The 21973-nt window shown below is 74.4% G+C and carries 2 protein-coding genes; both read right to left on the reverse strand.

The annotated features are described in order from the left end of the window. Nucleotides 1-12: 12 nt before the first annotated feature. Nucleotides 13-12357 carry an amino acid adenylation domain-containing protein gene (locus AB0Q99_RS08825; RefSeq protein ID WP_363569602.1) on the reverse strand — a complete coding sequence of 4115 codons (12345 nt, stop codon included), beginning with the start codon at nucleotides 12355-12357 and terminating at the stop codon, nucleotides 13-15. Further along, nucleotides 12344-21955, reverse strand: a complete 9612-nt coding sequence (locus AB0Q99_RS08830; protein ID WP_363569603.1) for an amino acid adenylation domain-containing protein — start codon at nucleotides 21953-21955, stop codon at nucleotides 12344-12346. Before AB0Q99_RS08830 ends, AB0Q99_RS08825 begins: the two co-directional genes overlap by 14 nt. Nucleotides 21956-21973 lie beyond the last annotated feature (18 nt).

The raw sequence follows: 21973 nt of genomic DNA on the forward strand, positions 1-21973 counted from the left end.
CGTCGTCCATGCTCACCGCCCCGCCGCGTGCCGGGCCGCCGAGCGCAGCTCGGCCAGCAGGCACTCGGCCAGCCGCTCGACCGTCGCCCGGTGGTGCACGTTGCGGGAGTAGTACCAGCTGAGCCGCAGACCGCCCCCGCTCACCGCCCCGACCACCTCCAGCAGGTGGCCGACCTCGGCCTCGGGGCTACGGTCCCGGCCGATGGAGGGGTGGAAGGCGTGGTAGAGCACGCCGTCGCCGTCCCCGCCCACCGGGTCCGCCTGGCCGTGGTAGTTGAACACCACCTGCGCGGTGGCGGCAGCCGGGCCGACCGGCTCCTTCAGGTACCGCAGCGCGCCGTGGCCCAGGCCGTTGCCGGGCACCCCGCGCAGCTGGCGCCGGACCGACCGGGCGAGCGACGGCCAGTCGGCGTCCGGCTCGGGCAGCTCCAGGGCGACCGGGTAGAGCGTGGTGAACCAGCCGACGGTGCGGGAGAGGTCGAGGTCGTCGAAGATCTCCTCACGGCCGTGCCCTTCGAGGTCGATCAGCACCAGCCGTTCGCCCGTCCAGCCGCCGAGGGTACGGGCCAGCGCGGCGAGCAGCAGGTCGCGGGCGGAGGTGCGCAGCCGTCCGACCGCGCGCAGGAACCGAACGGTCTCCTCCGGCTCCAGGCCCACCGTCACGACGTCCACCGAGCCCGCCAGGTTCGGCCCATCGCCGTCCCGGGGCAGCTCGGTGACCGGCCCGAAGCTCTCCCAGTACGGCGCCTCACGGTCGAAGCCGCCCTCCCGGGTGTGCCGCCGTAGCCGCTCGGCCCAGCGGCGGAAGGAAGCACTGCGCAGCGGGGGCGCGGCCGGCTCACCGCTGCGCCGGGCCTGGTAGGCGGTCTGCAGGTCGTCCAGCAGGATGCGCCAGGAGACCGCGTCGACCACCAGGTGGTGCGCGGTGAGGAAGAGCCGGGGCCGCCGACCGGTCCCCAGGTCGAAGAGCAGGGCGCGCAGCAGCGGGCCCGCCTGCAGGTCCAGGGCGGAGTCCGCGTCGGCGGCCAGCCGGTCCATCTCCGCAGCCCGGTCCGGCTCGGGGTGCTCCGACAGGTCGTGCCGCCGCAGCACGTCGACCGCTCCGGCAGCGACCTCGTACTGCTGCCAGCCCTCGTCGGTGCGCCGGTAGCGAAGACGCAACGCGTCGTGCCGGGCGGGCAGTTCGGCCAGGGCGGCGCGCAGGGCCGGCTCGTCCACGTCGTCGACCAACTCGATCAGCACCGACTGGGTGAAGTGGTGCGGTGCCACCGGGTCGGCGCCCAGGAAGGCGGCCTGGATCGGGGTCAAGGGCAGCTCACCGGTCGTCGGCTCGTCCCGCTCCGGCTCTGCGGCCGTCTCGGGGGTGACCACTTCGGCCAGTCGGGCGATGGTCGGGTGCAGGAAGAGGTCCCTGGAGACCACCCGCAGGCCGGCCCGTCGGATTCGGTGGACCAGCTGGATGCTCAGGATGGAATCGCCGCCCGACTCGAAGAAGTCGTCGGTCACGCCCACCCGTTCGAGGCCGAGGACGTCCGCCCAGAGGTCCGCGAGGAGCCGTTCGGTTTCGGTGCGCGGCGCCGTGTACGTGCCCACCGCGCCCTCGACCGGCCCGGGTGCGGGCAGGGCTCGCCGGTCCACCTTGCCGCTGGGGGTGAGCGGTAGCGCGTCCAGCACCATGACGGCCACGGGGACCATGTAGGGCGGCAGCGCCCGGCGGGCAAACGCGCGCAGCTCCCCGGGATCGGGCACATCGGCCGCCGCCGGAGTCACGTAGGCCACCAGCTGCGGCGGGCCGGCCGGTCCGGGCCGTACCGCCGCGGCGGCGTCGGCCACCATCGGGTGGCCCCGCAACGCGGCCTCGACCTCTCCAAGTTCGATCCGGTAGCCGCGCAGCTTGACCTGGTCGTCGAGTCGGCCGAGGAACTCCACCGTGCCGTCCGCCCGCCGCCGGACGAGGTCGCCGGTGCGGTACATCCGGTCGCCGGCGGCGCCGAAGGGGTCGGCGACGAAGCGCTCGGCGGTGAGCGCGGCCCGGTTGAGGTAGCCCCGGGCCAGCTGTCGGCCCGCCAGGTAGAGCTCGCCCGGCACCCCGACCGGGACCGGCCGCAAGTAGCGGTCGAGCAGGTACGCGCCGGTGTCGGCGCCGGGCCGCCCGAGGGTGGGACGGTGGGCGGCGAGGATCGGGCCGTGCAGGCTGTCCACCGTGCACTCGGTGGGGCCGTAGCAGTTGTGCGCCGCGACGCCGTCGGCTTCTGCCAGGCGCTGCCAGAGGCGGTCGCCGACCGCCTCCCCGCCGAGCAGGACCAGCCGAGGACGGTGCTCCGGGGCCTCCAACAGACCCGCCGCGACGAGCTGTTCGGCGAAGGTCGGGGTGAGTTCCAGGTGGTCGATCCGGTGCTCGGTGACGTAACCGACCAGGGCCTCGGGGTCCCGTCGGACGGCCTCGTCCACCACGTGCAGTTCACCGCCGCAGGCCAGCAGGATCAGCCCGACCAGCGAACTGTCGAAGGAGAAGGTCGTGGTGAGCGCGGACCTCAGTCCGACGGTCGGACCGAACAGCCGCTCCCGGTGGTCGCCCAGGAGATTGGCCAGGTTGCGGTGCTCGACCACCACGCCCTTCGGTCGGCCGGTGGAGCCGGAGGTGAAGATGACGTAGGCCGGGTGCTCGGGGCGCAGCGGCTCGGTGCGGTCGGCGTCGGTGGGGTTCCCCACCGGGCCGTCCGGCACGGCGGGGTCGAGCGCGGGCACGTCCTCGGCCGCGCCGGAGAGTTCGCCGATGACCAGTGCGGGCTCGGCGTCGGCCAGCATGGACCTGATGCGCTCGGTCGGCAGTTCGGGGTCGACGGGGAGGTACCCGGCGCCGGCCTTCAGCACCGCCAGTACCGCCACGACGGTGCTCGTGGCCCGGGTGCCGACCACCCCGACCAGCCGCTCCGGGCCGATGCCCCGGGCGATCAGCCGGTGCGCCAGCCGGTTCGCCCGGGTGTTGGCCTCGGCGTAGGTCAGCGTGCCGTCCGGGCCGACCAGCGCGGTCAGTTCGGGGGTCTCGGCAGCCTGCCGTTCGAAGCTCTCGACGAAACCCGCTGCGGCGGAGGCCAGTTCGGGCCCGGTGATCCTCACCTCCCCGGTCGGGTCGAGCAGCGGGAGGTCCGCCAGGCGGCGGTGGCCGGTGACCGCGCCGTCCAGCAGGGCCCGCAACTGCTCGACCAGCGCCGCGACGGTACCGCGGTCGAACAGGGCGGTGCTGTAGCCGATCACCCCCTTCAACCGCCCCTGCTGCTCGTAGAAGTTGAAGCTCAGGTCGTGGCTGATCTCGGAGCTGACCAGGGGGGTCGGCTCGACCCGGCCTCCGGGCAGCCGAATCTCGCCGGAGCGGTCGGTCTCCAGGCCCACCATGACCTCGACCAGGGCGTTGCGGCTGGGGTCGCGGTCCGGTCGGAGCGCCTCGACCAGCCGGTCGAACGGCGTCTCCTCGTGGACGAAGGCCTCCAGGACGGTCTCCCGCACCCGGCCGAGCAGTTCCGGGAAGGTCAGCGACTCGTCGACGATGGTGCGCAGCACCATCGTGTTGACGAAGAAGCCGACCACGTCCTCCAGTTCCGGGCGGCCCCGGCCGGAGGTCGAGGTGCCGACGGCGAGGTCCGACTGTCCCGATGCCCGGGACAGCACCACCTGGACGGCGGTGACCAGGACCATGAACAGGGTGGCGTCCTGCTGCCGGGCGAGCGCCCGGAGCCGGTCCGCCAGCGACGCGGGCAGGTCGAAAGCGAGCATCGCCCCCGCCGTCTCCCGGACCGCCGGGCGCGGCCGGTCGGTGGGCAGCTCCAGCGGGGCCAGCCCGGCCAGCCGCTCCCGCCAGTACGCCAGGTGGCGGTGCTGTTCAGGGGTGTCCAGCCGCTCGCGCTGCCAGATGGCGTAGTCGGCGTACTGGACCGGCAGCGGCGGGAGGACGGCCGCGGTTCCCTCCAGGGCAGCCGTGTAGCAGGCGCCGAGGTCGCGGGCCAGCAGGTCCATCGACCAGCCGTCGGTGGCGATGTGGTGGATGACCAGCGCGAGGATGTGCCGGTCCGGGCCGGTGCGGGCCAGCGCGGCCCGCAGCACCGGGCCGTTGCGCAGGTCGAAGGGCTGCCCGATCCGCTCGCGGAGCCACTCTCGCGCCGCGTCCCCGGCGTGACCCGCGACCGCCGGGTCCGGCTCGAACAGCAGCAGCTCGGGCTGTTCGGCGGGCCGGACCAGCTGGACGCCGCGGCCGTCCACGGTGTGGTAGACGGTACGCAGCGGCTCGTGCCGGGCGACCAGGGCGCCGAGCGCCGTGCGGAGCGCGTCGACGTCCAGCGGCCCCTCCCACCGCAGGCCGAGCACGGTGTTGTACTCGGTGCCCCCGGGCGCGAAGTCGTGCAGGAACCAGAGGCGCTGTTGGGCGGAGGAGAGCGGGAGCGGGCCGTTCCGGTCGACCGGCACCAGCCCGGCCGTCTCGGCGGCGCCCTGCCCGTCGAGCCAGGCGGCCAGCCCGGCCACGGTGGGCGTGTCGAACAGCTGCCGGGGGGAGACCGCGAGCCCGAGGGCGGCGCGGATCCGGGAGATCACCCGGATGCTCAGGATCGAGTCCCCGCCGAGGTCGAAGAAGCCGTCCTCGGCACCGACCCGGGCGACACCGAGCACCTCGGCCCAGATCCCGGCCAGCAGTTCCTCGGTGCCGGTGCGCGGGGCGGTGTACGGGAGGTCGGCGGTGTCCGGAGCGGCCGGGACAGGCAACGCCCGCCGGTCGACCGTGCCGCTGGGCGTCATCGGCAGGGCGTCCAACACGACGTAGGCGGTGGGCACGGCCGCGGCCGGCAGGCTCTCGGCCAGGAAGGACCGGAAGTCGGCGGGCTCGGGTACCGGGCCGGCCGCGACCACGTACCCGACCAGCCGGCTCGGGCCGGTCTCGTCCTTGCGGACGGCCGCGGCGGCCGAGTGCACGGCGGGGTGGCGGGCCAGCGCGGCCTCGACCTCGCCGAGCTCCACCCGGAAACCGCCGATCTTCACCTGGTCGTCGGCCCGGCCGAGGCACTCCAGGTTGCCGTCCGCCCGCCAGCGGGCGAGGTCGCCGGTGCGGTACATCCGGGCACCCCGCGTCGTGACGAAGGGGTCGGGCCGGAAGCGCTCGTCGGTCAGCTCGGGCCGGTTGAGGTAGCCCCGTGAGACGCCGTCGCCGGCGATCCAGCATTCGCCCGTCACCCCGGTCGGCACCGGCCGCAGATCGCGGTCCAGCACGTAGATCCGGGTGTTGGCGAGCGGACGGCCGATCGGCACGAAGGCCGCGTCGCCCAGCGGGTCGCCGCCGAGCTGGAACACCGTGGAGTCGACCGTGGTCTCGGTGGAACCGTAGGCGTTGACCAGCACGGTGCCGGGGGCGAGCCCGGCCAGCACCTCGGCGGCCGTGTCGGCGGGCCAGCCCTCGGATCCGACCATCAGCACCTTCAGCGACTCCGGCGTGACGCCGCGCCAGCCGAGTTCGGCGACCATGGCGCGGGCCAGCGTCGGCACCGTGATCATCAGCTCGGACCGGTCGGCCAGCAGCAGGTCGACCAGGGCGACCGGGTCGCTCACCGACTTCGCCGGGCAGATCGTCATGGTGCCGCCGAACAGGGCGGCCAGCAGGAAGTCGGCGAAGAAGAGGTCCACCGAGAGGCTGGAGACCGAGAGCACCCGGGGCCGCAGCGTGGTGAGGCCGTAGCGGGCGTCCCAGCCGTTGACCATGTGGTAGACGTGCCGGTGCTCGACCATGACCCCCTTGGGCCGGCCCGTGGTGCCGGACGTGTAGATCACGTAGGCGAGGTCGTCCGGGGTCGCACCGCCCTCCGGCGCGGTCGCCGGCAGGGCCGCCAGCAGCTGCCGGTCGCGGTCCGGGCAAACGGTCCTGGCCCGGTGTCCGGCGATCCGGTCGAGCAGCCCCTCCTCGGTGACCACCACCGGGACGTCGGCGTCCGACAGCATCTGCCGCAGCCGCTGAGCCGGGTACTCCGGGTCCAGCGGAACGAAGGCGCCGCCGGCCTTCTGCACCGCGAGCAGGGCGACCACCGCGTTCGCGCCGCGCGCGGCGCAGACGCCCACCAGCACCCCGGGCGCCACCCCGAGGCCCTTCAGGTGGTGCGCCAGGCGGTTGGCCCGCTCGTCCAGCCGGCGGTACGTCACCTCCTCCTCGCCGTCCCGCACCACGATCCCGTCCGGGGTACGGGCGGCCTGCTCGGCGAACAGCTCGGTCACGGTGCGCGCTCGCGGCAGGCGGGTCGCGGTGTCGTTCCACTCCACCAGCAGCCGGTGCCGCTCGGCCTCGGTGAGCACGGGCAGCTCGCCCACCGGGGTGTGCGGCGCCGCGGCGATCGCGTCCAGCAGAGTGGTGAGGTGCCCGGACATCCGGGTGACGGTCTCCGGGTCGAAGAGCGCCGGATCGTAGCCGATCGCCAGCCGCAACTCCTCGCCCGCGTGGGCGGTGAGGGTGAGCGCGTAGTTGGTGTGCTCGTCACCCCGGTACTCGCCGACCCGCAGGCCCGACCGGGCTGCCTCCGCCTCGTCGTACGGGTAGTTCTCGAAGACCACGATGCTGTCGAAGAGGCCGCTCTGGCCGCCGCTCCAACGCTGGATCCGGGTCAGGTCCACGTGCTCGTACTGGCGCGCCTCCACCTGGGCCGCCTGCAGGCCGCGCAGCCACTCGGCGGCCTCGGCGGCGGTGTCGACCGCGACCCGGACCGGCACGGTGTTGATGAACAGACCGACCATGTGCTCCGCACCGGGCAGGGTCGCCGGGCGGCCGGAGACGGTGGCACCGAAGCACACCTCGGGCTCGCCGCTGTAACGCGCGAGCAGCACCGCCCAGGCGCCCTGGACCAGGGTGTTCACGGTCAGCCGGGCGGCCCGGGCCGCCTCGTACAGCCGACCTGAGCGCTCCGGGCCGAGGCCCACCCGCTCCTCGTGGGAGGACCGGGTGCCGTGCGCCCGCACGGGCTGCCGGTCGAAGGGCAGCGGGGTGGGCACGGAGAAGCCGTCCAGCACCCCGCGCCAGTACCGCTCGGCCTCGGCGTCGTCCTGTCCGGCCAGCCACCGCACGTAGTCGCGGTACGGGCGGCGCGTGGGGGCGGGACCGGCCGGCCCCCCGGTGAGCAGCGCGTACTCCCGGAAGACGTCGGACAGCACTCCGGCGAAGCTCCAGCCGTCCAGCATCATGTGGTGGGTCGACCAGAACACCGCCACCGCGTCGTCCGCGAGCCGGACGATGCCCACCCGGATCAGCGGGGCGGTGGCGAGGTCAAGGCTCTGCCCGGTCCGCTCGGCCCAGAGCCGCTCCAGCTCGGCCTCCCGCTCGGGCTCGGGCACCGCGCGCAGATCGAGGTGCTCGACCGGTACCCGGACGCCCGTGTGCACCACCTGCAGCGGCTCGGGCACGTCCTGCCAGACCACGGCGGTGCGCAGCACCGGGGTGCGGTCCACGGTCCGCTGCCAGGCCTCGGCGAGCGCGGCGACGTCCTCGACACCGTCCAGCCGGACCCCGAAGTGGCCGGTGTACATGTCCCGCCCGCTCTCGGCGAGGGCGTGGAAGAGCATACCGCTCTGGGTCGCGGTGAGCGGGTAGACGTCCTCGACGGAACGACCGTCGCCGACCAACCGGTCCACGGTGGCCTGGTCGAGCGCGGCGAGCGGGAAGTCAGAGGGAGTGCAGCCGCGCGCGCCCGGGGTGGCGCAGTGCTCGACGATTTCCCAGAGCGCGGTCAGGAAGGCCTCGGCCACCTGCCGCACCGTGGACTCCTCGTGCAGTTCGCCGGAGTACACCCAGTGGAACTCCAACTGCCCGTCCGCGACCCAGCCGTTGACCTCCAGCAGCTGGTGCCGGGCCTGGCCGGCGCCCCGCTCGTGCCCCTCGACCGGCACCCGGCCGAGGAACAGCTCGGACTGCGCGGCCCCCGCGTCCAGCCGACCGAGGTAGTTGAAGCCGATCCCGGGCTCGGCGGCGGCCCCACCGCCCTGCGTCCCGTCCAGCCGGCGCAGCGCGCCGTAGCCGAGGCCGTTGGACGGAACGGCCCGCAGCTGCTCCTTGACGGTCCTGAGCACCTCGCCCCAACCGGCGCCGACCGGGGCGGCCAGCACGACCGGGAACAGAGTGGTGAACCAGCCGACCGTGCGGGAGAGGTCGACGTCGGCGAACAGGTCCTCGCGGCCGTGGCCCTCCAGGGCGACCGCCACGGCGCCCTCCCCGGTCCAGCCGGAGACCGCGCGCCACAGCGCGCTGAGCAACACGTCGTTGACCTGGGTCCGGTAGACGGCCGGCACCTGGCGCAGCAGCGCGTCGGTGCGGTCGGCGTCCAGCCGGACCGAGACGGTGCGGGCCGAGCCCGCGGTGTTCGCCCCGGCGCGGTCCACGGGCAGCGGGGAGGCCGCCGCCACAACCGCCTCCACCTCGTCCCAGTAGGCCAGTTGGCCAGCGAAACCGCCGGACCGGGTGTGCTCGCCGAGCCGGGTGGCCCACTCCTGGTAGGAGGTGCTCCGAGGCGGCAGGACGATCGACTCGCCCTGCCGGGCCTGCCGGTAGCCGGTCTCCAGGTCGGCGAGCAGGATCTGCCAGGACAGCGCGTCCACCACCAGGTGGTGGGCGACCAACAGGAGACGCAGCCGCTGCTCCCCGTCCGCGCCGGACAGGAGCAGCCGGGCGCGCAGCAGCGGCCCGTCCGCCAGGGGGAAGCCGCTCTGGGTCCGTTCCACCAGCTCCCGAACGGCGGCCTCCCGGCGCTCCGGGTCGAGGCCGGCGAGGTCAATCCGCTCGAAGTCGGCGGCGCCGTCGGCAGGGTGGTGCAGCCGCCACCGCCCGTCGGTGTGCTCGGCGCGCAGCCGGAGCGCGTCGTGGTGCCCGACCAGCGCGTCGAGCGCGGCCCGCAGTGCGGCCTCGTCAGCGCCCTCGGCGGACAGTTCGAGGCACACCGCCTGGTTGAACCGGTCGAGGCTGTCGGTGAGCCGCTCGAAGAACCAGTGGTGGATCGGGGTCAGCGGCACCTCGCCGGTGGCCGGGCCGCGCTCGGCGGCGGCTGCGGCCCCTGCCGCCCGCGCGGCCTCGGCGGCCTCGGCGGCGAGCTCGGCGACGGTCTGCCGCAGGAAGGTCTGCCGGGCGGTGATCGACAGGCCCGCCTCGCGGGCCCGCGCGACCACCTGGAGGCTGAGGATGGAGTCGCCGCCGAGGTCGAAGAAGTTGTCCTCGACGCCGACGTCCTCGACGCCCAGCAGCTCCTGCCAGATCCGCGCGAGGGTCTCCTCGACCGGGTTGCGGGGCGCGACCCGGGCGGCGGCCGGGTCGCGGCGCAGGTCCGGGTCGGGCAGGGCGCGCCGGTCGACCTTGCCGTTGGCGTTCAGCGGCAGCCGGTCCAGCAGCACGAACGCCGCCGGAACCATGTACTCGGGCAGCTTCTCGCGGGCGTGGGCCCGCAGCAGGCCCACGCCCGGGCCGTCGGCCTCCACCACGAGGTAGGCGACCAGTCGGCGGGTGCCGCGCCCGTCCTGCTTGACGGCCACGGCGGCGGAGGTTACGGCGGGGTGCCGGGTGAGCACGGACTCGATCTCGCCGAGCTCGATCCGGAAGCCCCTCAGCTTGACCTGGTAGTCGGTCCGGCCGAGGTAGTCGAGGGTGCCGTCCGCCAGCCACCGCGCGCGGTCGCCGGTGCGGTACATCCGGGTGCCCGGCGCGCCGTACGGGTCCGCGACAAAGCGCTCGGCGGTCAGGTCGGGCCGGCCCAGGTAGCCACGGGCCAGGGCCTGGCCGCAGAGGTAGACCTCGCCCGGGACACCGGCGGGCACCGGGCGGAGCCGGCCGTCCAGCACCCGCACCCGGACCCCGGGCAGCGGGCGGCCGATCGGGACCGGGCCGTCGCCGACGGCTGCCGGGTCGAGCGGTGCGCTCACCGTCGCGCAGACCGTCGACTCGGTCGGTCCGTACGCGTTGATCATCCGGCGGCCGGCCGACCAGGCCCTGGCCGACGCCGGCGGGCAGGCCTCGCCGGCCACGACCAGGGTGAGACCGGCGGGCACCCGCTCCGCCGGGAGCGCGGTCAGGGCACTCGGCGGCAGGGTGACGTGGGTGACCCGGTGCCGGGTGAGCAGGGCGGCCAGCGGCTCGCCGGGCACCAGCTCGTCCTTGCCAGCGACCACCAGGGTGCCGCCGGAGAGCAGGGCCATGCCGATCTCGGAGAAGGCGGCGTCGAAGGAGAGCGAGGCGAACTGCAGCACCCGGGTGTCCGGTCCGGTGCCGAAGTGGGCGGACTGGCCGGCCACCAGGCCGTGGATGCCGGCGTGGGTGACGATCACACCCTTGGGGCGCCCAGTCGATCCCGAGGTGTAGATGACGTAGGCGGGGTGCGCCGGGAACAGGGCGGCGTTCGGCTCGGGCGCGGTGTCCGGGAGCGCGGCAAGCTCGGCGACGGTCTGCGGTGCGTCCAGGACGATCGGCTCCGCGGCGCAGGAGAGCCGCTCGGCGGTGGCCGCCCCGGTCACCAGCAGGATGGGCGCGGCGTCGTCGAGCACCAGCCGGAGCCGCTCCTGCGGGTGGTCGAGGTCCAGGGGCAGGTACGCGGCGCCGCTCTTCAGCACGGCCAGCACCGCGACCACCGCCGCCACCGACTTCGGCAGGCCGATCGCGACCAGTTGCTCCGGCCCGGCGCCCCGGGCGATCAGCAGGCGCGCCAGACGGTTGGCCCGCCGGTCGAGCTCGGCGTAGCTGAGGGTCTCCTCCGCGGAGACCAGGGCGGGCGCGGACGGGTCGCGGGCGAGCTGCGCCGCGAAGAGCTCCGGTACGGTCCGCGGCTCCTGCCCCTGCTCCCCCGCGCCGCTCCACTCCTCGACCAGCCGGCGCCACTCGTCCGGGCCGAGCATCGACAGGCCGGCGACCGGTTCGCCGGGCGCCCGGGCGACCTGCCCGAGCAGGCCCACCAGGTGGTCGGCCAGCCTCGCCACGGTCCGCGGCGTGAACAGGTCGGTGCTGTAGCCGAGGTAGCCGGCCAGCTCTCCCTCCCGCTCGAAGAAGTCGAACGAGAGGTCCGTGCTGCTGGTGACCACCGGCGGCGGGACCTCCTCGACCCGCAGGCCGGCCGGTGCAGCAGCGCTTCCGGGAGTGTTGTGCAGGTTGACCGCCACCTCGGCCAGCGCCGGCCGGCTGGAGTCGCGCTCCGGCCGGAGCGCCTCAACCACCTGCTGGAACGGGACTTCCTGGTGGGCGAGGGCCGCCAGCACGGTGGACCGGACCGAGTCCAGCAGCTCGCCGAACGACCGGGACTCGTCGATCCGGCTGCGCAGCACCAGGTTGTTGACGAAGAACCCGACCAGGTACTCGGTCTCGGTCCGGCTCCGGCCGGACACCGCGGTCGCCACCGCGACGTCGCTCCGGCCCGCCCAGCGGGACAGCAGCAGTTGCACCCCGGCGACCAGGGTCATGAACAGGGTGGCGTTGCCGTCGCGCGCCAGGTCGCGCAGTCGGTCGGCCAGTTCGGCGGGCACCCGGAACTCGTGCAGTCCGCCTGCGCCGCTGCGAACCGGCGGCCGGGGCAGGTCGGTCGGCAGGTCGAGCGGGGCGAGGCCGGCCAGCCGCTCCCGCCAGTGGTCCAGCTGCCCGCGCAGCGCCTCACCGGCCACCCGGTCCCGCTGCCAGGCGGCGAAGTCGGTGTACTGGACGGCCAGTTCGGGCAGCTCGGCGGCCCGGCCGGCGGTTTCGGCGGAGTACAGATCGGCCAGGTCGCCGACCAGGACGCCGAGCGACCAGCCATCCGTGACGATGTGGTGCATGCCCAGCACCAGGACGTGCTCGCGCTCGGCCAGCCGTAGCAGCCCGGCCCGGAACACCGGGCCGGTCCGGAGGTCGAAGGGCAGCCGGGCCTCCGCCAGCAGCGCGGCCCGAACGGCGGCCTCCCGCTCGGATTCCGGCAGTCGGGACAGGTCGACGACCGGAAGCGGGACCGCCTCGGCCGGCCGGACGTGCTGCAGACCGATCCCGTCCACCGCGTCGAAGACCGTTCGCAGCGACTCGTGCCGGGCCACCAACAGGTCCAGCGCGGTCCGCAGCGCCGCCAGGTCGAGCACGCCGCTCAGCCGGACCGCCCGCAGGGTGTTGTACTCGATGCTCTCCGGGTCGATCTCGTGCAGGTACCAGAGCCGCTGCTGGGCCGAGGAGATCGGGGAGCCGCCGTCCCGGGAGACCCGGGTGATCCGGTCCTGCTCCCAGTCGTCCAGCGCCTTGCCCATCAGCCGGCTGCGCAGCAGTTCCTGAAGGTGTGCCGGCAGCGCGGCGATCCGGGCTCGCCTCGAAGCGGAGTCGTCCACGGTGTCCTTCCCGTCATGCCCTGCCATGCGTACCGCCCCCTACCGCTGCTTCCAGACTGCTCAGGATCTTTTCCTCCAGGACTTCCGCGAGGGCGGCCACCGTCGGCCGGTCGAAGAAGTCCGCCGGGGAGAGTTCGACACCGAACGTCCCCGCCATCCGCGCCATCAGCCGCAGGCTCGTGATGGAGTCCCCGCCGAGGTCGAAGAAGTTGTCCTCGGCCCCGATCCGCTCGGTGTCGAGCACCTCGGCCCAGATCCGGGCCAATGCCTCCTCGGTCGGTGTCCGGGGCGCCAGGTAGCCGTCCGCCACGGTGTCCCGGCGGGTCGGCGCGGGCAGCGCCTTGCGGTCGACCTTGCCGGTGGGGTTCAGCGGCAGGGCCGCCAGCACCACGAAGGCCGAGGGCACCAGGTGGCCCGGCAGGACGTCGGCGGCCGCCCGGCGCAGCACGGCGGAGTCGAGCGCCGCGCCGTCGGGCGCGGGCACCAGGTAGGCGACCAGGCGCTTGTGCCCAGACTCCTCTTCCCGGGCGACCACGACCGCCTCGCCGACCCCGTCCAGCCCGAGCAGCGCGTTCTCCACCTCGGCAGGCTCGACCCGGAAGCCGCGGATCTTCACCTGCTGGTCGGCCCGGCCGGCGAACTCCAGGTGCCCGTCGACGTTCCAGCGCACCAGGTCGCCGGTGCGGTACAGCCGGGAGCCGGGCGGCCCGAAGGGGTCGGCGACGAACCGGCCCGCGGTCAGCCCGGGCTGGCCGAAGTAGCCCCGGGCCAGCCCGACGCCGCCGATGTACAGCTCGCCGGTGACGCCCACCGGGACCAGTGCGAGGGCCGGATCCAGGACGTGCACCCGGATGTTCGGCGCGGACCTGCCGAGCGGCACCGTGCGGTACCCGGCGCCCGGTTCGACCAGGAACATGGAGACCGCCATCGCGGTCTCGGTCGGGCCGTAGACGTTGAACAGGCGCCGGCCGTGCGACCACTCCTCGGCCAGCTCCGGCGGCAGCACGTCGCCGGCCACGCCGAGCACGGCCAGGTCCGGCAGCGCGCCCGGGTCCAGCACGGGCAGCAAGGCGGGCGGCACGGTCAGGGCGCCGATCCGGTCCTCGCGCAGCTGCCGCTGCAGCAGCTCGGGGCTCTGCACCACGTCGGGCCGGGCGAGCACCAGGGTGGCGCCTGCCACCAGGGTCTTGAAGACGTCCCACACGCCTCCGTCGAAGCTGAGCGTGTAGAACTGCAGCACCCGGCTGCCCGGGCCCAGCCCGTAGGCCCGGCCGGCCATGAGCACGATGTTGTACAGCGAGCGGTGCTCGATCATCACGCCCTTGGGGCTACCGGTGGAGCCCGAGGTGAACATCAGGTAGGCGAGGTCGCGCGGGCCCGCGCCGGTGTCCGGCGCGGTGGACGGCCGGGCGGCGATCGCCGCCGCCTCCTCGTCGAGGAAGACCACGGCGGTGTCCTTCAGGACGAACCGGTCGGCCAGCTCCCGCCGGGTCAGCAACACCGACGGCCGGACCTCGGCCAGCATGCCGTTCAGCCGCTCCGCCGGGAAGCCGGGGTCGAGCGGCAGGTAGCCGGCCCCGGCCTTGAGCACGCCGAGGATGGCCGGCACGACCTCCGGGCCACGCTCCAGCGCGATCCCGACCACATCGCCCCGGCCGACGCCCAACGCCGCCAGGTGGTGGCCGAGCCGGTTGGCCCGCCGGTCGAGTTCGGCGTAGCTGACCACGGTGTCGCCCGAGACCAGCGCGGCGACGTCGGGCTGTCGCTCAGCCAGCTCGGCGATCACCTGTTCCACCCGGCGGTCGACGACGTCCGAGGTGACGGTGCCGCTCCATTCCTGTCCGAGGACATGCCGCTCCGCCCCGGTCAGCACCGGCAGCCGGCCGAGCGGCCGGTGCGGGTGCTCGGCGACCGCCGTGAGGAGCACCTCCAGGTGTCCGGCCATCCGCTCGACCGTGGCGGCATCGAAGCACCCGGGGTCGTAGTGCAACAGCAGCGAGAGCCGTCCCTCGGCGTAGGCGACCAGGTTCAGCGGGAAGTTGGTGCCGCTGCGCGCCTTGATGCCGACCAGCTCCAGGCCGAAGTCGGCCGCGAGCCGGTCGTCCACCGGGTAGTTCTCGAAGATCACCACACTGTCGAACAACTCGGCGTCGGCCTGCGGGGGCACCCACTGCTTCAGCCGGGTCAACGGCACCTGCTCGTACTGCCGCGCCTGGGCCTGGTCATCCTGCAACCGCCGGAGCCAGTCGACCAGTTCGGCGCCCGGGTCGACCTCGACCCGGACCGGCAGGGTGTTGATGAACAGGCCGATCATGTCGGCGACGCCCTCCAGCTCCGCCGACCGGCCGGAGACCGTGGCACCGAAGCAGACCCGCGACTCACCGGAGTAGCGCGCCAGCAGCAGTGCCCAGACGCCCTGCAGCACCGTGTTCAGCGTCACCCGCGCCTCGCACGCCACTGCGTTCAGCCGCTCGGACAGCTCCGCCGACAGTTCCAGCGCCACCTCCGCCGAGGACGCGCTCCGGCGGCCCGCCGCCGGAGGCCGGTCGTACGGCAGCGGGGTCGGCGACTCCCAGCCCTCCAGCACACCGCGCCAGTAGTCCTCGCCGGCGTCGGGGTCCTGCTCGCGCAGCCAGGCCACGTGGTCCCGGAACGGGCGCCGCTTAGGGGCGCGGCCACGGCCGGCGCCCTGCCCGCCCGCCTCCGGGCGCTCCCGGTCCGAGGCCAGGGCGGTGTACTCGGCGAGCACCTCCGCCAGCAGCCGGGCCGCACTCCAGCCGTCCAGCAGCACGTGGTGGAAGGTCCAGAACACCTGGACCCGGTTGTCGTCGAGGGTGGCGACCGCGATCCGCATCAGCGGCGCGGTGGCGAAGTCGAGCCCGCGCTCCCGGTCCTCGTGCAGGAACCGCGCGACCGCCGCCCGGTGGCCGGCCGCGTCCAGCCCCGCCCAGTCCAGCCGGGTCACCTCCAGCGCGGCCTCGGTCCGAACCACCTGCAGCGGCTCCGGCAGACCGTCCCATCGCAGCGCGGTGCGCAGCACCGGCGTGCGGTCCACCACCCGCTGCCAGGCCTCGCCGAGCAGCTCCGGGTGCCGGACGCCGGACAGCTCGAAGTGGTTCTGCTCCAGGTACAGCCCGCGCCGTCGGTCCACCAGGCTGTGGAAGAGCATGCCGCTCTGCATCGGGGTGAGCGAGTAGACGTCCGCGACCTGCCGGCCGTCGCCGACCAGCCGGTCCAGCGTCTCCTGGTCCAGCCCCGCCAGCGGGTAGTCGGACGGGGTACGGCCGCCGGCCGTCGGCTCGGCGCAGTGCGCGACCAGCGCGGCGAGCTCGTCGAGGTACTCGTGGGCGAGCCGTTCGACGGTCTCCCGGCGGTGCACCTGCCGGCCGTACTGCCAGCTGAACTCCAGCCGCCCGTCCCGGATCGCGCCGACCACGTCGATCAGGTGCAGCCGGGTGCCCCCGCCGTCCTGGTACAGGCCGATCCCGGAGACCGTCCGATACAGCCCGCCGGGCGCGGCACCGCCGAAGCGGCCCAGGTAGTTGAAGCCGAACTGCGGCAGCGGGTCGGCGGCCAGCTCCGGCGTCCGGGCGGTGCGGCGCAGCGCGCCGTAACCGAGGCCGCGACCGGGCACCGCCCGCAGCTGCTCCTTGACCGACTTCAGCAGGCCGCCGGAGCCGGCCGCGGCGTCCGCGCCGTCCAGCACCACCGGGAAGTACGAGGTGAACCAGCCGACCGTGCGGGAGAGGTCCAGGTCGTCGAAGAGCTCCTCGCGGCCGTGCCCTTCCAGGGCGATCACCGTGCGCGTCCGGCAGGTCCAGCGGGCCAGCACCGGGGCGAGGGCGGCCAGCAGGACGTCGTTCACCTCGGTGCGGTAGACCTCGGGAACCTCCCGCAGCAGCGCCTCGGTGGTGGCCGCGTCCAGCCGGACCCGCACCTCCCCGGTCGCGGCGACCGGGTTGGGGCCGTCGGCGTCCCGCGGCAGCAAGTGCTCCGCGTGCGCGAACACCCGCTGCCAGTAGTCGAGTTCGCCGTCGAAGTGACCCTCGGCGGTCAACGCGGTGAAGCGGCGCGCCCAGTCCCGCACCGAACCGCCGCGCGCGCCGAGCTCGACCGGGCCGCCGGCCAGGGCCTGCCGGTAGGCCGTCTCCAGGTCCTCCAGCAGAATCCGCCAGGACACTCCGTCCACCACCAGGTGGTGGACGGTCAGCAGCAGTCTGGCCGCGCCGCCCTCCTCGACGAACAGGACGGCGCGCAGCAGCGGGCCCTCGACCGGGTCCAGGGCGTGCTGGGCCTCCTCGGTCGCCGCGGCGGTCATGGCTTCCGCGTCCGGGAGCCCGGCGAGGCGGTCCACCACCCGCAGCAGCTCGGCTCCGGTGCCGACGGCGCCCTCCGCGGCCCGCTGCTGCGACCAGCGGCCACCGGCCCGGGCGAAGCGCATCCGCAGGGCGTCGTGCTGGTCGAGCAGGGCCGCCAGGGCGGTGCGCAGCGCCGACTCGTCTGGGGCCACGGCGAGTTCGACGGTGACGAACTGGTTGAAGGCCGTCGTGCCGTCAGCGTGGACGTGCTCGAAGTAGAGGTGCTGGATCGGCGTCAGCGGCGCCGCCGCCGACGACGCCCGGTCGGTCCCGGACGGCAGCGGGGCAGGCTGCCCGGGTTCCAGCCCGTGCGCCAACTCGGCGACGGTCGGCCGGCGGAACAGGTCCTTGGAGGTGAGCCGCAGGCCGGCCCGACGGGCCCGGGCGACCACCTGCAGGCTGAGGATGGAGTCGCCGCCGAGGGCGAAGAAGTTGTCCCGCACGCCGATCCGCTCGACGCCGAGCACCTCGGCCCAGATCCCCGCCAGGGTGCGCTCGGTCTCGGTGACCGGCTCGGCCGGCCCCGCCTCCGACGCCGGGACGGACTCCGGGAGGGGCAGCGCCCGCCGGTCGACCTTCCCGTTCGGGGTCAGCGGCATCCGGTCGAGGACGGTGAGGACATCCGGCACCATGTAACCGGGCAGCACCTCCCGCAGGCGGGCGGTGAGCGTCTCCGTCCGCAGCTCGGCGCCCGGCTCGGGGGTGACGTACCCGAGCAGCCGGCGGCCGTCGGCGGTCGGCGTGACGGCACACTGCACGACCTGGGGCAGGGCACCCAGTCGGCTCTCGATCTCGCCCAGCTCGATCCGGAACCCGCGCATCTTGACCTGGGTGTCCACCCGGCCGAGGTAGTCGAGCGTCCCGTCAGGGCGGCGGCGCACCAGGTCGCCGGTGCGGTACATCCGCGACCCGGGCGGGCCGAACGGGCAGGCGATGAACCGCTCGGCGGTCAGGCCCGGCCGCTTGAGGTAACCACGGGCCAACCCGTCCCCCGCCAGGTGGAGTTCGCCGGGCACGCCGACCGGGACGGGCTGCCCGTACGGGTCGAGGACGTAGGCGGCGGTGTTGTCGACCGGCGCGCCGATGCCGGGCGGCCGGCCGTGGGAGTCTCCGGGGGCCACCTCCCCGGCCGTGGCGACCACGGTGACCTCGGTCGGCCCGTAGTTGTTGACCAGCCGGAACGGCAGACCGGGCGCGGGGCGGCGGTGCAGAACGTCGCCGCCGGTGAGAACGGTGCGCAGGGCGGTGTCCGCCAGGCCCGGCTGGTCCAGCAGGACTTCGGCCAGCGGGGTGGGCAGGAAGCAGACCGTCGTCCCGGCCCGGGCGAACCACTCCACCAGGGCGGCCGGGTCTTCCAGGACCTCCGGCTCCGGCAGGTCGACCCGGGCCCCTGCGGTCAGGTACGGCCAGAGCTCCCACTGCGCCGCGTCGAAGCCGAGCCCGGCCAGCTGGCCGGCCCGGTCCCCGGGCCCGATCCGGTACGCCCGGTGGTGCCAGGCGCAGAGGTCGGCGAGCGAGCGGTGCGAGACCATCACGCCCTTGGGCACCCCGGTGGAGCCGGAGGTGTAGATGACGTACGCCAGGTCCTGGGGCGCCACCCGGACCTCCGGTTCGACGGCCGGTCGGCGCTCGATCTCCGGCCAGGCACGGTCGAGTTCGACCACCGTCGCGCCGGTGGCCGGCAGCCGTCCGGCGGTGGCGGAGGTGGTGAGCAGCACCGGCGCCCCGGTGTCCTCGGCCACCAGGCGAACCCGCTCGGCCGGCAGGTCGGGGGCCAGCGGTACGTACGCCCCGCCCGCCTTCAGCACGGCCAGCATCGCCACCGGCAGCAGCGGGCCCCGCTCCATCGCCAGCACCACCAGCGCGCCCGGGTCCACGCCGAGCGCTACCAGGTGGTGGGCCAGGCGGTTGGCCCGCTCGTCCAGTTCGGCGTAGGAGAGCTGCCGCTGCGCGGCGCCGACGGCGACCGCGGCCGGGGAGCGCCGGGCCTGCTCGGCGAAGAGCCGGTGCACGGGCGGCGCGGTGTCGTGGTCGACGGCGGTGTCGTTCCAGCCCGTCAGCAGCTGCTCGCGCTCCGGGTCGGTGAGCAGCGGGAGTTCGGCGATCCGCCGGTGCGGGTCGGTGCCGAGCTCGGCGAGCAGCACCCGCAGCCGGTCGGCCATGACCTCGATGGTCCCCGCGTCGAACAGGTCGGCGTTGTACTCGACCGCGACGTCGAGCGCGCCGTCCCGCTCAGTGAACTCCAGGGTGACGTCGAGCACCGCCGAGCGACGCGGCAGGGCGTGCCCTTCGCTGCGGACCCCCGCGAGGTCGAGCGCCCCGGCCGGGGCGTTCTGCAGCACCACCATGGCCTGCACCAGCGGGACGAGGCTCGGGTCGCGCTCCTCGCAGAGCTCGTCCACCAGGTGCTCGAACGGGACTTCCTGGTGGGCGAAGGCACCGAGCACGGTCTCCCGCACCTGGGCCAGCAGCTCGGGGAAGGTGGCTCGTCCGTCCACCTCGGAGCGCAGCACCACCGTGTTGATGAACGATCCGACCAACTGCTCCAGCTCGTGCCGGTCACGGCCGGAGACGGCCGTGCCGACCGCGATGTCCGACTGGCCGGAGAGCCGGGCCAGCAGCACCTGGGCGGCTGCCACCAGGGTCATGAACAGGGTGGCACCGTTGGCCCCGCCCAGCGCCTTCAGCCCGGTCACCACGTTGTGGTCGATCCCGAAGCGGTGGACCGCGCCGGTCGAGGTGCGGACGGCCGGGCGCGGCCGGTCCAGCGGCAGCTCCAGCGGGGCCAGGCCCGCCAACCGGTCTCGCCAGTAGTCGAGTTGCCCGGTCACCGCCGCTCCGGCGGCGCGCTCGCGCTGCCAGGCCGCGTAGTCGGGGTAGCCGATGCGCAGCGGCTCCAGCGCGGCGGGGCGCCCCTCGTCGGCGGCGGTGTAGAGCGCGCCCAGCTCATCGGCGATCAGGCCCATCGACCAGCCGTCGGTGGCCAGGTGGTGGACACCGACGGCGAGGACGTGGTCGCGCTCGGCCAGGCGGACCAGCAGCGCCCGCAGCACCGGGCCGGTGCGCAGGTCGAAGGGCCGCTCGGCCTCCTCGGCGAGCACCCGCTCCAGCGCTGCGGCGCGCTCCTGCGCGGGCACCGCCGAAAGGTCGGTCACGGTGAGCGGCACGTCCGCTCCCGACGCGGGCAGGACCACCTGGTACGGCTGACCGTCATCGGTGACGATCACGGTCCGCAGCGGCTCGTGCCGCTCGATCAGCCCGGCCAGGGCCGCGCGCAGCGCGTCCTCGCGCAGGGCTCCGCGCAGCCGGTGGCCCACGTGCACGTTGTACGCCGCGCTGTCCGGGTCGAACTCGTAGAAGAACCAGAAGCGCTGCTGGGTCGAGGAGAGCGACAGCCGGCCGTCGCGGTCCACCGGCTCGATCGGCGCCTCGGCGGCCGACTCGGTCCGCCCGTTCGCCAGTCGGGCGACGGTCCGGGCCTCGAACAGCGCCCGGACGCTCAGGTCCCAGCCGAGCTCCGTCCGGATGCGGGAGATCGCCCGCACCGCGGAGAGCGAGTCGCCGCCGAGCTCGAAGAAGTCGTCGGCGACCCCGACCTCGGCCAGGCCCAGCACCTCGCGCCAGACCCTTGCCAGTGTCTCCTCGACGGCGTCGCGGGGCGCGACGGACTCCGCCTCCACACTGTCCTGCCGGGTCGGCGCCGGAAGCCTGCGGCGGTCCAGCTTGCCGTTGGTGGTGAGCGGGAACCGCTCCATCACGTGGAAGGCGGAGGGGATCATGTAGCCGGGCAGGCGGTCGGTCAACAGCTCGCGCAGCCGTGACGGCGGCGGCACGACCGCATCCGACCGTGCGTCGGTCGGCTCGGCGGGCACCAGGTAGGCGACCAGCCGGCGGTCCCCGGGACGGTCCTCCCGGACCAGCACCGCGGCTGCACCGATCGACGGCTCGCGCTTCAACGCCGCCTCGATCTCGCCGAGTTCGATCCGGAAGCCGCGCAGCTTCACCTGGTCGTCGCTGCGCCGCAGGTACTCCAGGGAGCCGTCGGCGCGCAGCCGCACCAGGTCGCCCGAGCGGTACATTCGCTCGCCGGGCGCGCCGAACGGGCAGGCCACGAACCGCGCGGCGGTCAGGTCGGGCCGGTTGGCGTAGTTGCGGGCGAGCCCGGGTCCGGACACGTACAACTCGCCGACGGCGCCCGGCGCCACCGGCCGCAGACCGGCGTCCAGCACGTGGAAGTCCAGGTCCGGGATGGCCGTGCCGATGTCGCTGCCGACGGCCGCGGCCGCCCCGGCCCGGTCGAGCGCGACGAAAGAGGCGTGCACGGTGGTTTCGGTGATCCCGTACATGTTGACCAGGGTCGGGGCGGTGTCGCTGTGCCGCTCGTACCACTCCCCCAGTCGCCCGAGGTCCAGCGCCTCCCCGGCGAAGACGACCCAGCGCAGGGCCAGCCGGGCGCTCAGCTCCGGCTCGGCGCGGTCGGCGGGCATCAACTGGTAGAAGGCGGAGGGGGTCTGGTTCAGCACCGTGACCTGCTCGTCGGCCAGCAGTCGCAGGAAGTCGGCCGGCGAGCGGGTCACCGCCTGCGGCACCACCACCAGTCGGCCGCCGTGCAGCAGGGCGCCCCAGATCTCCCACACCGAGACGTCGAAGGCGAAGGAGTGGAAGAGCGGCCACACGTCGTGCTCGCCGAAGCCGTACCAGTGCGCGGTCGAGCCGAAGAGCCGCACCACGTTGCCGTGCGGGATCACCACGCCCTTGGGCCTGCCGGTGGATCCCGAGGTGTAGATGACGTACGCGGGGTCCTGCGGGCTGCGCCCGGCCGTGGGCAGGGCCGTCGCCGCGGCCGCGGCCACCGCCTCGGCCGTACCCGGGTCGTCCAGGGCCAGCCAGCGGGCGTCCGCCCGGACCTCGGCGAGCGCCCCGGCCACCTCGGTGGTGGTCAGGGTGAGCACCGGCCGGGCGTCCGCCAGGACGTAGGCGATCCGCTCGGCCGGGTACTCGGGATCGATCGGCACGTAGCCCGCACCGGACTTGAGCACCGCCAGGATCGCCACCAGCATGTCGGTCGACCTCGGCAGCACCAGCGCGACGAACCGCTCCGGGCCAGCTCCTCCCGCGACCAGTAGTCGGGCCAACTCGTCGGACCTGGCGTCCAGTTCCGCGTAGCTGAGCGACTCGTCACGGTGCGTCAGCGCGATCCTGTTCGGCGTCCGGGCCGCCTGCTCGGCGAACAGCTGGTCCAGGCAACGCTCCTGCGACACACCCATCGGAACTACTCCTCCTCG

The sequence above is a fragment of the Kitasatospora sp. NPDC086791 genome, assembly GCF_040685975.1.
Classification (GTDB): Bacteria; Actinomycetota; Actinomycetes; order Streptomycetales; family Streptomycetaceae; genus Kitasatospora.